This window comes from Actinophytocola sp., from assembly GCF_045807065.1.
Taxonomy (GTDB): domain Bacteria; phylum Actinomycetota; class Actinomycetes; order Mycobacteriales; family Pseudonocardiaceae; genus Actinophytocola.
In genome coordinates, this window is the sequence record NZ_JBJMIE010000015.1 from 1 (window position 1) to 10,975 (window position 10,975).

The 10,975-nt window shown below is 68.8% G+C and carries 12 protein-coding genes; 7 read left to right on the forward strand and 5 right to left on the reverse strand.

Features of this window, described 5'->3' with window-relative positions; genetic code table 11:
* Positions 1-1,178: PLP-dependent aminotransferase family protein (locus tag ACJ73U_RS00760; RefSeq protein WP_407775512.1), on the forward strand; the 1,178-nt coding region annotated here is incomplete at its 5' end.
* Between the two features lie 342 nt (positions 1,179-1,520).
* On the opposite strand, the gene ACJ73U_RS00765 is transcribed toward ACJ73U_RS00760, so the two are convergent.
* On the reverse strand, positions 1,521-3,428 hold the full coding sequence (locus ACJ73U_RS00765; RefSeq protein WP_407775513.1) for a gamma-glutamyltransferase family protein: 1,908 nt from the start codon (positions 3,426-3,428) through the stop codon (positions 1,521-1,523).
* A gap of 130 nt (positions 3,429-3,558) precedes the next feature.
* Between ACJ73U_RS00765 and ACJ73U_RS00770 the strand changes: the two genes are divergently transcribed.
* Entirely contained in the window at positions 3,559-3,840 is a 282-nt protein-coding gene (locus tag ACJ73U_RS00770) for a metal-sensitive transcriptional regulator (RefSeq protein ID WP_407775514.1), read from the forward strand.
* Positions 3,841-4,052: 212 nt separating this feature from the next.
* The gene (locus ACJ73U_RS00775; RefSeq protein ID WP_407775515.1) at positions 4,053-4,439 is read left to right on the forward strand and encodes a hypothetical protein; all 387 of its coding nucleotides are present in this window, start codon (positions 4,053-4,055) and stop codon (positions 4,437-4,439) included.
* A 459-nt stretch (positions 4,440-4,898) separates the two neighbouring features.
* Here the strand turns inward: ACJ73U_RS00775 and ACJ73U_RS00780 are convergent, their stop codons facing one another.
* Positions 4,899-5,522, reverse strand: coding sequence for an alpha-ketoglutarate-dependent dioxygenase AlkB (locus ACJ73U_RS00780; RefSeq protein ID WP_407775516.1), 624 nt, complete (start codon positions 5,520-5,522; stop codon positions 4,899-4,901).
* Between the two features lie 148 nt (positions 5,523-5,670).
* Between ACJ73U_RS00780 and ACJ73U_RS00785 the strand changes: the two genes are divergently transcribed.
* Positions 5,671-6,219: a type 1 glutamine amidotransferase domain-containing protein gene (locus tag ACJ73U_RS00785; RefSeq protein WP_407775517.1), complete on the forward strand. Its 549-nt coding sequence runs from the start codon at positions 5,671-5,673 to the stop codon at positions 6,217-6,219.
* Positions 6,219-7,190, forward strand: coding sequence for a TIGR03557 family F420-dependent LLM class oxidoreductase (locus ACJ73U_RS00790; RefSeq protein ID WP_407775518.1), 972 nt, complete (start codon positions 6,219-6,221; stop codon positions 7,188-7,190). The genes ACJ73U_RS00785 and ACJ73U_RS00790 overlap by 1 nt, the downstream gene beginning before the upstream one ends.
* 370 nt (positions 7,191-7,560) lie before the next feature.
* On the opposite strand, the gene ACJ73U_RS00795 is transcribed toward ACJ73U_RS00790, so the two are convergent.
* Entirely contained in the window at positions 7,561-8,718 is a 1,158-nt protein-coding gene (locus ACJ73U_RS00795; protein WP_407775519.1) for an L-talarate/galactarate dehydratase, read from the reverse strand.
* A gap of 17 nt (positions 8,719-8,735) precedes the next feature.
* On the opposite strand from ACJ73U_RS00795, the gene ACJ73U_RS00800 reads away from it, so the two are divergent.
* Together ACJ73U_RS00800 and ACJ73U_RS00805 are read left to right on the forward strand one after the other, a co-directional pair.
* Entirely contained in the window at positions 8,736-9,059 is a 324-nt protein-coding gene (locus ACJ73U_RS00800) for a DMT family transporter (protein WP_407775520.1), read from the forward strand.
* Positions 9,056-9,616, forward strand: a complete 561-nt coding sequence (locus ACJ73U_RS00805; protein ID WP_407775521.1) for a TetR/AcrR family transcriptional regulator — start codon at positions 9,056-9,058, stop codon at positions 9,614-9,616. Before ACJ73U_RS00800 ends, ACJ73U_RS00805 begins: the two co-directional genes overlap by 4 nt.
* Here ACJ73U_RS00805 and ACJ73U_RS00810 read toward each other — a convergent pair.
* Together ACJ73U_RS00810 and ACJ73U_RS00815 are read right to left on the reverse strand one after the other, a co-directional pair.
* On the reverse strand, positions 9,585-9,719 hold the full coding sequence (locus ACJ73U_RS00810) for a hypothetical protein (RefSeq protein WP_407775522.1): 135 nt from the start codon (positions 9,717-9,719) through the stop codon (positions 9,585-9,587). The genes ACJ73U_RS00805 and ACJ73U_RS00810 overlap by 32 nt on opposite strands.
* A 7-nt stretch (positions 9,720-9,726) precedes the next feature.
* Positions 9,727-10,975 (reverse strand): OFA family MFS transporter (locus tag ACJ73U_RS00815; RefSeq protein WP_407775523.1); only part of this gene is annotated, 1,249 nt, incomplete at its 5' end.

Consider the following 10,975-nt stretch of genomic DNA (forward strand, 5'->3'; position numbering starts at 1 on the left):
ACCCGCCCGCGCCGGCCACCGTGCCAGCTGCCGGCGCCGGTGTCGTGTCGCCGCGCCCGGTCTGGCGGGAACTGGTCACCGCCGACACCGGTACGCCGGCGCCGCCGCCGTACGACTTCAGTGTCGGCGTCCCGGACACGCGGCGGTTCCCGATCGAGGCGTGGCGGCGGCAGGTCGCCCGCCAGCTGCGGGACCTGGACCCGGCCGCGGCCAACTACGGCGACCCGGCCGGACATCCGGCCCTGCGTGCGGAGATCGCACGGCACATCGGGCTGTCCCGCGCCGTGCGCGTGCCCCCGGCGCAGGTACTGGTCACGAGCGGTGCCCAGCAGGCGCTGGACCTCGTCGCGCGGGTGCTCGTCGAGCCGGGCAACCGCGTCGCCGTGGAGGAGCCCGGCTACCCGCCCGCGCGGGAGCTGTTCACGTCGTTCGGTGCCCGGCTGGCCGGCGTGCCGGTCGACGCGGACGGTGTCGACGTGTCCGCGATCCCGGCCGGCACGCGGCTCGTGTACACGACGCCGTCGCACCAGTTCCCCCTCGGCCCGCCGATGTCACTGGCCCGTCGCACCGCCCTGCTGGATTGGGCGCGCCGGTCGGACGCGGTGGTGGTCGAGGACGACTACGACAGCGAGTTCCGCTTCGCCGACCGGCCGCTGGAGTCGCTGCACAGCCTCGACCGCGGCGACCGCGTCCTGTACGTCGGCTCGTTCTCGAAGACCATGCTGCCGATGCTGCGCCTGGGGTTCCTGGTCGCGCCGCCGTCGCTGATGCCCGCGCTCCTGGCCGCGAAACGCCTGTCGGACCGGCAGACCGACCTGACCACCCAGGGCGCGATGGCCCGGTTCATGGCCGAGGGCCTGTTCGTGCGCCACGTGCGGCGCTCCACCCGCGAGTACGCGACCAGACGCGCGGCGATCCTGACGGTGCTGCGCCGCGACTTCGCCGACCTGCTGGAGATCGTGCCGTCGACGGCGGGCCTGCACCTGGCGGTGTGGCCACGCGGTGACGTGGACGTGCCGGCGCTCGTCGAGCGGGCGGCGGCCGCCGGGGTGAGGGTCGAGGACATGGCCGGGTACCACGGGTTCGGCCCCGGCCGGCCGGGGCTGGCGATCGGCTACGGCGGCGTGGTCCCGAACCGGATCGAGGACGGGTTGCGGCTGCTGGGCGAGGTGTGGTGAGGCTTCGGAGGCCCTGCGAGCCCCACCAGCCCGCCAGCCCGAGGCGTCCACGGGGGCGTCCACGAGGCGCCGACCGAGGAACGGGCGTGCTGACTGCGGCGGCCGCTCGTGCCAGCCGGCCCGGTCGCGGAGTTCGCGGCGTCGGACTTCCCGTCCGTGTCCAGCGTGGCCGGCGGCGACATCGCGGCGGCAACCCGCTCGACGTGCCCCGCCGCGTGGACGGGTCCCGCACCGCTAGCCCCGTTTCCGCACGTGATCGAGTTTTGGCTGGTCACGAGCTTGAGCCGGAGCAGCGTCCCGATCATCGCCGCAGGTCAGCGGCCCGTGTGCGGAATACCTGGGCTAGCGACCGACGGCGTACCCCTGCTGTCCACGCGCGTTGGCGCCGGCCCGGAGCAGCCCGGTCTCCAGGTCGCGCGAGACGGCGGACATCCGCCCGAGTGACCAGCCGTCGGTGACCTCCACGTCGTGCCCGAGCCGCCTGAGCTCGTCGACGATCCCGCCGACCCGCTCCTCGATGACCAGCTGCGTGCCGGTCTGCCGCGGGTAGAACGAGGACGCGAACGCCGTGGTGTGCCAGGTGGGGGAGTCGATGGCCTCCTGCAGGTTCATGCCGTGGACGGCGTGGTTGAGGAAGAAGACGAGCTGCCACTGGTCCGGCTGGTCGCCGCCGGGCGTGCCGAAGGACAGGTGGACGCCGTCCCGCGTGGCGAAGGAGGGGGACAGGGTGGTGCGGGGCCGCTTACCGGGCGCGATGGTGTTGGGCAGGCCGTCGTCGAGCCAGAACATCTGCCCCCGCGTGCCGAGACAGAACCCGAGGCCCTCGATCGTGGGTGAGCTCTGCAACCACCCGCCGGACGGCGTGGCCGAGATGACGTTGCCCCAGCGATCGGCGACGTCGATGTGGCAGGTGTCGCCACGCGTCGTCCCCCACCGGTTGACGAACGGCTCTCCGTGCCGCTGGTAGCGACCCGCGGCTTCCTCCTCGCGCCGGTAGCCGGGCGGTTCGAACCGGGGGAGTTTCCCGCCGCCCAGCAGCCTGCCGGGTTCGCCGTGCCGGAACGCCGGCCCAGCTTCCGGACCGGTGTCGAGGCCAGGTCCGCTGCTGCCCCCGAGCGTGGGCTCCCCGATGCCGAACCCGGCCGGCGCGGTCCCACCCTCCAGGACGTAGCTCGGCAGGCGCCCGAGCCCGTTCCGCAGGGCGGCTCCCGCTTCGTCACCAACCAGCTTCGCCCGCTCCGCGGCGTAGGCGGGGTCGAGCAACGGCGTGAGATCCGCTCCGTCGCCGTAGTTGGCGTCCCGGTCGGCGAAGACCAGCTTGGTGACCTCCACGACGCGGTGCACCTCCGCTGCGCTGACCGGTGCCGCCGGGTCACCGAGCGCCTCGAGCATGGCGAGCTGCTGCAGCAGGGCGGGCCCCTGACTCCACGCGCCGACCTTGTGCACCTGCCAGCCGAAGACGTCGAGACTGACCGTCGGCTCGTAGGTCGGCCGCCAGGCCGCCAGATCGGCACCGGTGAGCAGCCCGGTGTGCGTACGGCCGGAGTCGTCCAGGATCTCGGTCCGACAGAATTCGTCGATCGCCTCCGCGACAAACCCCTCGTACCAGGCATGCAGCGCCGCGTCGAACTGCGCATCCCGATCCGCCCCCGCGGCCTCACCCTCCGCGACCAGCCGCCGGTAGGTGGCGGCGAGCGCGGGATTGCGGATGAGTTCGCCGGGGCCCGGCGCGGGCAGCCAGAGCCGAGCGGACGTGGGCCAGTACAAACGGAACAACTCGCCCACGGCGGTGATGGTGTCCACCACCGCGGGCGCCACCGGATGTCCACGCTCGGCGTACCCGATGGCGTAGTCGAGGATGTCCCGCAACCGCATCGTGCCGTGATCGCGGACCAGCGTCAGCCAGGCCCCGACCGCACCGGGAACGGTGGCGGCAAGCAGCCCGGTACCCGGGACGATATCGAGCCCAAGGCTCCGAAAATACGCGGCGGTAGCACCCGCCGGCGCGACTCCCTGTCCACACAGGACCATCGGGACAGGGTTGTCACCCGCCACGAAGATCGCCGGCACCTCCCCGCCAGGCCCGTTCATGTGCGGCTCGCACACGTGCAGCGTGAACGCCGCGGCAGCGGCCGCGTCAAAGGCGTTACCGCCACGCTCGAGGATCGCCATACCGGACGAGGAGGCAAGCCAGTGGGTGGAGGCGACCATGCCGAAGGTGCCGGCCAGTTCGGGACGCGTAGTGAACACGCATTCACGCTAGTCGTTGCTCCCCGGCCCAAGGCAAGGGTTTTGGGCCACTAGGCGTACACCTGACGCCAGGTACCCCCTGCGGGTATACTGGTCGTCGAAGGTGCGGGCAAGTGGAAAGGGCACATCGATGCGCGGCTACACCAGCGACAAGGACGGCTTCCTGAAGCGTCTGCGCCGCATCGAGGGCCAGATCCGCGGCCTACAGCGAATGGTGGAGAACGACGAGTACTGCATCGACGTACTGACACAGATCTCGGCGGCCACCAAGGCGCTCCAGGCAGTATCACTAGGCCTGATGGACGAACACCTCAAACACTGCGTAGCCCAAGCCCTGGTCGACGGCGGCAAAGACGCCGACGAAAAGGTCCGCGAAGCCAGCGAGGCCATCGCCCGCCTGGTCCGTTCCTAACTCCTCTCGTTCGCAACTCCTCTCGCACGTGACGACTCACTCCTGACCGAGCTTCCTGACCTCGCGCTTGCTCCCTGGCCGGGCCTCCCCCGGACCGAGCCCGCTTCTGGCCGAGCCCGCTCCTGACTCGGGTCCGCTTCTGGCTGCGTCCGCGTCGCTCCCGCACCTGGCCGAGCCACTCCTGACCCAGTCCTCCCTTCGCAGCCCTCCCTTTGGCTCACGCGTCGACCCGACTCACCGCCGGACTGACCGGGTGGAACGGTCAGCTGTTCGGCGACGCGGTCGCGGTCGAGTTCGCGTTGACGAACTTCGCGGTCTACTGGTTCACCGGCACCTCGACCTCATCGGCGCGGTTCTACTACGAGAACGCCCACACGGACGCGGCGACCGAGCCGACCACCGTTCCGACCGGCCTCGCCTTCTTTGCCGCCGCCGTCAGGTCGTTTCGCCGGTTCGTCGACCGTGACCACAAGAACGTGGTGTCCTGGTATGAGTGCGCCACCAGCGGTCACTACGCGGCGCACCAGGCGCCGGACGTGCTGGTCGCCGATCTGCGTGGTTTCTACGGCGACCCGCTCGTGAACCGCACCGACACCTGAGCTGCCGCGGGTGGCGCGCCGTGGTTCCGGCAGACGGGTGCCGGAACCACGTTCCGCGCCGCGTGGCTGGGTATCGTCGTCCTCGAGCTGACGTGTCGGGTTGGCACGATCCTGATGTACGACCTCGTTGTCCATCTGGTGTACGGCGCCTTCGCGTTGTCGTAGTGGATTGACAGGAAACGTTCGAAGTTGAGTCCTCCTCTCCTGATGAGGCTGTGAGTAGCGGGCTGCAGGCGGAGTCGGGCTGGGAGTCTCCGAGGCTGAGCGGTCGATCGAGAGGTGGCGCGGCATGCCTTTCGTATCGTCCTTTGAGGATCTCCTTCCGTGAGATGGTTGAACGTCCGGGCGGCGGTGTGGCTGGCAGGTGACGGTGTGCTGGCGGGTGGAGGTCGGGAGGCGATCGGTACGGGTTGCTGGATCGTCGAGTCAATGTCCCTTCTGTTTTGTGGATTTCGTGGTTCAGCGGACGCCGCGGGGTCGGAACTGGATGCTGATCCGCGGTCCGACCGGCTTGGCCGTCTTCGGTACCGCGTGTTCCCAGGTGCGCTGGCACGAGCCACCCATGACGATCAGGTCGCCGAGGCCCAGTGCGTAGCGGAGGGTTTGGCCGCCTCCCCGCGGCCGGAGTAACAGGGCTCGCGGCGCGCCGACGGAGACGATCGCGACCATCGTGTCCTCGGTGCTACCGCGACCGATCCGGTCTCCGTGCCACGCCACGCTGTCCTTGCCGTCGCGGTAGTAGCAGAGACCGGCGGTGCGGAACGGCTCGCCAAGCTCCGTCGCGTAGTGCGCGCTGAGAGCGTCCCTGGCATCTTCCAGTACCGGGTCCGGGAGCGGTTGGTGCTCGTCGTAGAAGCACAGCAACCTCGGCACGTCCACGCGGCGGTCGTACATCTGCCGTCGCTCGGCACGCCACGGCACACCGCTCGCGAGGCGCTCGAACAGCGTGCCGGCGCCCGTCAGCCAGCCGGGGCGTACGTCCACCCAAGCGCCGGCCGTGAGTTGTGTGCGGCGAATCGGGCTGAGCGAACGCAACCCGACATCGTCGAGGTCGTCGAGAAGTGAGGCCTGGAGTGCTTCCATGCGGGCCACGATACACGGGCTTTCGAACGTCTGAGCGAGCCTGACACGAAGGTGTCGAAGACGCCCCGAGGGGGTGAACGCGGTTTGTCGGCGAGCAAGACGGGTAGTCGCCGATCAGTAGTGAGACGTATCGAAAGGGTGAGGTGTCGTGCCCGCGATTGATGGCAAGAGGGTTGCTTTCCTGGCCGCCGACGGCGTGGAACAGGTCGAGCTCGACCGGCCGTGGCAGGCGGTCGTCGACGCCGGTGGTCGGCCCGAGCTCGTATCGCTGGAGTCCGGCGAGATCCAGGCGTTCAACCACCTGGACAAGGGCGACAAGAAGCTAGTCGACGTCGCGGTCGAGGACGCCGACGCGAACTCCTACGACGCGTTGGTCCTGCCCGGCGGTGTGGCGAACGGGGACTTCGTGCGTGCCGACGAGCGCGCCGCGCGGTTCGTCCGGGGCTTCGCCGACGCGCACAAGCCGATCGCCGTGATCTGCCACGGCGGTTGGGTGCTGATCGAGGCGGACGTGGTGCGGGGCAAGACGATGACCTCGTGGCCGAGCTTGCGGACGGACCTCCGCAACGCGGGCGCGAACTGGGTGGACGAGGAGGTCGTCACGGACAACGGTCTCGTGTCGAGCCGCAAGCCCGACGACCTGGACGCGTTCTGTGCCAAGATGGTGGAAGAGGTCGCGGAAGGCGTGCACGTCTGATGGTCGCCTTCGGGTACACGCTGATGACCGAGCAGTCCGGCCCGCGAGAGCTGGTACGGTATGCTGCGGAGGCGGAGCGGGCTGGCTTCGACTTCGAGGTGATGAGCGACCACTACTCCCCGTGGGTCGCGGAACAGGGACACGCACCGAACGCGTGGGCTACGCTCGGCGCGGTGACTCAGGTGACCGAACGCGTTGACCTGATGACCTATGTGACGTGTCCGATCATGCGGTACCACCCAACTGTGGTCGCACAGCAGGCGGCGACCGTGCAGTTGCTGTCTGGCAACCGTTTCACGCTCGGGCTGGGCGCCGGGGAGAACCTGAACGAACACGTCGTCGGTCGTGGCTGGCCTCCGGTGAACGTGCGGCACGAGATGTTGGTCGAGGCGGTGCAGATCATCTCCGCGCTCTTCGACGGCGGCCATGTCAACTACGCGGGCGATCACTTCCGCGTGGACTCTGCGAAGTTGTGGGACCTGCCGGACATTCGCGTGCCTATCGGCGTCGCGGTGTCGGGAAGCCAGTCGGTGCAGCGGTTCGCGCCACACGCCGACGCGATGATCGCCGTCGAGCCAGAGGCGGAGTTGTGCGACGAGTGGGATCGCGTCGGACGGCGGGACGCGCCCAAGATCGGTCAGCTCCCGGTGTCCTGGGACGGTGATCGCGATGCGGCGATCACGCGTGCACACGAGCAGTTCCGCTGGTTTGCGGGCGGGTGGAAGGTCAACGCCGAGCTGCCAGGTCCGGCCGGCTTCGCGGCGGCGACTCAGTTCGTCACGAAGGACGATGTGGCGGAAAGCATCCCGTGCGGGAACGACCCGGACGCGATCGTGTCGGCCGTGAAACCCTTCTGGGAAGCGGGCTTCACGCACGTGGCACTGGTGCAGATCGGTGGCGACCACCAGGACGAGTTCTTCGCCGCGGCGAGGGACCGCATCCTGCCCGCGCTACGGGAGGCAGCTGGCTGACACTGCCCTGATCACGGGTGGCTGAATGACGCTGCCCGCGTTATGGGAGGCAGGCGGCTGACGCTGCCCGCATCACGGTTGGTTGACGCTGCTCGCGTCATAGGTGGCCGACGCTGTCTGCGCTACGGGTGGTTGGCGCTGCTCGCGTCGTGGGTGCCGACGCTGGCCGCGTCACGGGGTGGTTGACGCGGCCCGCACGACGAGAAGGTGGCGCCGCTCGCATTACGGGAGGCGGCAGTCGACGTGCACCCTGCGATTTCGGCTGACGGTGGCTGCGGTGACGTTGTCTCCGCAGGAGTCTCGATAGGACGATCATTCTCAAGGAGGTTCTGCAGGGGAAGGAATTTGTGGTTAGTCCGAGCTGGCGAAGTTAGACGGACTCGGCGAACTCTATGCGGTCGGTGGTCCACACGCGGGAGCGTTCGCTGAGGGTCAGGCCTATGCCGGGGCGGTCGGGAACCAGGACGGCGCCTTCCTTGAGTTCGAGCCGTTCGTTGAAGAGGGGCTCGAGCCAGGTGACGTGTTCGATCCATGCTGTGCCGGGGTAGGCGGCGGCTAGGTGGACATGCAGTTCCGCTGCGAAATGTGGTGCTATGGCCAGTCGGTTGTGGTTGGCCAGGGCGGCGATTCGCAGGAACGGCGTGATGCCGCCGACCCTGGGCGCGTCCGGTTGCAGGTAGTTGGCCGCGGCGGCGTGGATGAGCTGCCAGTGTTCGTTGACGTCGGTGAATGGTTCGCCCGCGGCTATTGGGGTGTCCAGGGTGGTCGCCAGTGCTGCGAGGCCGTTGGTGTCGTAGCTGTCCAATGGTGCCTCCAGCCACGTCAGGCCTAGTGGCTCCAGTGCGCGGCCGATGCGTAGCGCGGTGGTGCGGTCCCACTGCTGATTGGCGTTGGCCATCAGTGGCACGGCTCTGCCCAGTCGGTCGCGGAGCTGGGTCAGGTACTGGGTCGGTTCTGGATGTCCTATCTCGACCTTGATGCCGCCGGCGCCTTGTTCGAGTTCTTTGCGGGCGTTGTCAGACAGTTCGGCTATCGAGAGAGAGGGAGATCCGCTCAACGTGTGGTAACAGGACACCACGTCACGGTGCGTGCCGAGTAGCTTTGCCAGGGAGAGGTTGGCGCGCTTCGCCTTGAGGTCCCACAGGCCGATGTCCACCGCGCCGATCGCCTGTGTGGCCAGGCCGCTGCGGCCTACTGATGCACCGGCGGTGGCCAGCTTCTCCCATACCCGGCCGATGTCGTTCGGGTCTTCGCCCAGTAACGACGGGACGATCTCCTTGGCGTACGCGTAGAGCGCCGGGCCGCCGGCGCGCTTCGTGTAGCTGAAGCCGAGGCCGGCGTGTCCGTCCGTGGTGCCGATCTCGGCGAAGAGGAACGCGACCTCGGTGAGTGGAGGCGCCTTCGCGTCGCTCGGCGGCGACTGAAGGGGGAGATACACCAGCGACAACCGGACTCGGTCGATTCGGTCTCCTGTGCGCACCTGACTAAGCCTATCGTGGTGTACGTTCGTACTAGTACAAATGTACATCCACGAGGAGTAGAAGGATGCCGTACGTTCTCCTGCTGGTCGCGATCGCCTTCGAGGTGCTCGGAACCAGCCTGCTCAAGGCGACCGAGGGATTCACTCGGCTGTGGCCGACGGTGATCAGCCTCGGCTCGTACGCGGCCGCGTTCGCCGCGCTGGCGTGGGCGGTCCGGCACGAGTTGCCGGTCGGGTTCGCCTACGCGGTGTGGTCCGGGCTGGGTACAGCCGCGATCGTGACCATCGGTGTGCTGTTCTTCCAGGAGGCGATCAGCTTCCAGAAGGTCGCCGGCGTGTTGCTGGTCATCGGCGGCGTGGTGGTGCTCAACCTGGGCGGTGCGCATTGACTCCCCGGCGCGATCCGGAGGCGCGCCGGCAGCAGATCATCGCGGCCGCGGTGCGGGCGATCGCGGAGGACGGCGTCGGCAACGTGACGCATCGCCGGATCGCCGCGCTCGCGGGTGTGCCGCTCGGCTCGACGACGTACTACTTCCCGACGCTCGACGACCTGATCGCCGCCGCGTTGCGGGAGGCGACCGAGTACGCGCGTGCCGGGCTGGAGGCGTGGGCCGAGGAGCTGACGGTCAGCGCCGACCTGCCCGCCACCTTCGTCGACCTCGCGCGTCGGTGCCTCGAGGACCGCGCGCAGGCCCTGCTCGAGTACGAGACGTTCCTCGCGGCGGCGCGCGCCCCAGAACTCCGGCCGGCGGCGCAGCTGTGGATCGACGGGCTTCGCGGCATCTGCGCGCGGTTCGCTGGTCCGGAACGGGGCTTCGCACTGGCCGCGTTGCTCGACGGCTATCTGCTGCAGGCGCTCGTGAGCGGCGGAACCCTCGACACGGACGGGTTCCGGGCCGGTGTCGTCGCGCTGCTCAACCCCCGAACAGTGGAAGAACGGACTTGATCGTCTGGTACAGCGCGTACACGATCGGGATCCCGACGATCAACCAGGAGATCACCAGGCGGGCCGTCTGCCCACCAGTCTGCTCCGGAGCTTCCTCGGTCATTTCCGCGTTACCTCCTGCCCGCTGGGGTCGACGCGCTCGCCTCGGCGAACGCGTCGCTGTGTGCCGACTCGTGGAACCGCTCGGCCACCGGGCGGATCAACAGGTTCGCCACGAAGCCGACCGCGAGGACGCCGACCATGGTGAACAGTGCCGGCCGGTAGTCCGTGTACACGAGCTGACCGGGCTTGCCCTGGGCGTCGAGGAACCCGTTGACGATGAGCGGACCGGCGACGCCGGCCGCGGACCAGGCGGTCAGCAGCCGACCGTGGATGGCGCCGACCTGGTAGGTGCCGAACAGGTCACGCAGGTACGCCGGCACGGTCGCGAAGCCGCCGCCGTAGAACGAGATGATGACGCCGGTGATCAGCACGAACACCGCGGTCGCGCTGTGCCCGGCGATGGCGAGCAGGAGGTAGAGGACGATGCCGACGCCGAGGTACATGATGTAGGTCGGCTTGCGGCCCAGGAAGTCCGATGTGGACGACCAGGCGAAGCGGCCGGCCATGTTGAAGATGGACAACAGGCCGACGAAACCGGTCGCGGCGGTCGCGGCGACCGACGACGTATCGCCCTCGCGGAAGAAGTCCTGGATCATCGGGCCGGCCTGCTCCAGGATGCCGATGCCGGCGGTCACGTTGCAGAACAGCACCACCCACAGGAACCAGAACTGCGGCGTTTTGATCGCGTTCGCCGCGGACACGTGCGAGGTGGTGACGAGCGGCTTGGACCTGAGCTTCGACGGGTCGAAGCCGGCCGGCTTCCAGTCCGGCGCCGGCACCTTCACGGTGAAGACACCGAACATCATCACGATGAAGTACACGATGCCGAGCGTGAGGAACAGCAACGCGACCGCGTTGCCGGTCGGGACCGACTTGGCGTTCGACGGGTCGTAGCCGCTGTCGTACAGCGACATCAGCTGACGGGACAGCGGCGAGGCGACCAGCGCGCCGCCGCCGAAGCCCATGATCGCCATGCCGGTCGCGAGCCCCGGGCGGTCCGGGAACCACTTGATCAGCGTGGACACCGGCGAGATGTAGCCGATGCCGAGCCCGATGCCGCCGATGAACCCGTACCCGAGGTACACGAGCCACAGCTGCGATGTCGCGATGCCGAGCGCGCCGACCAGGAAGCCGGTGCCCCAGAAGCACGCCGCGGTGAACATCGCCGCGCGCGGGCCGACCCGCTCGACCCAGGTGCCCATCACCGCGGCCGAGAGACCGAGCATCACGATCGCGACCGAGAAGATGATGCCGACC

Excerpts from the sequence above, each read along its gene's own strand:
- ACJ73U_RS00770 (WP_407775514.1), top strand. The coding sequence starts at position 3,559 with ATGCGCGGCTACACCAGCGACAAGGACGGCTTCCTGAAGCGTCTGCGC.
- ACJ73U_RS00780 (WP_407775516.1), bottom strand. The coding sequence starts at position 5,522 with ATGGAAGCACTCCAGGCCTCACTTCTCGACGACCTCGACGATGTCGGG.
- ACJ73U_RS00790 (WP_407775518.1), top strand. The coding sequence starts at position 6,219 with ATGGTCGCCTTCGGGTACACGCTGATGACCGAGCAGTCCGGCCCGCGA.
- ACJ73U_RS00795 (WP_407775519.1), bottom strand. The coding sequence starts at position 8,718 with ATGTACATTTGTACTAGTACGAACGTACACCACGATAGGCTTAGTCAG.
- ACJ73U_RS00800 (WP_407775520.1), top strand. The coding sequence starts at position 8,736 with ATGCCGTACGTTCTCCTGCTGGTCGCGATCGCCTTCGAGGTGCTCGGA.
- ACJ73U_RS00810 (WP_407775522.1), bottom strand. The coding sequence starts at position 9,719 with ATGACCGAGGAAGCTCCGGAGCAGACTGGTGGGCAGACGGCCCGCCTG.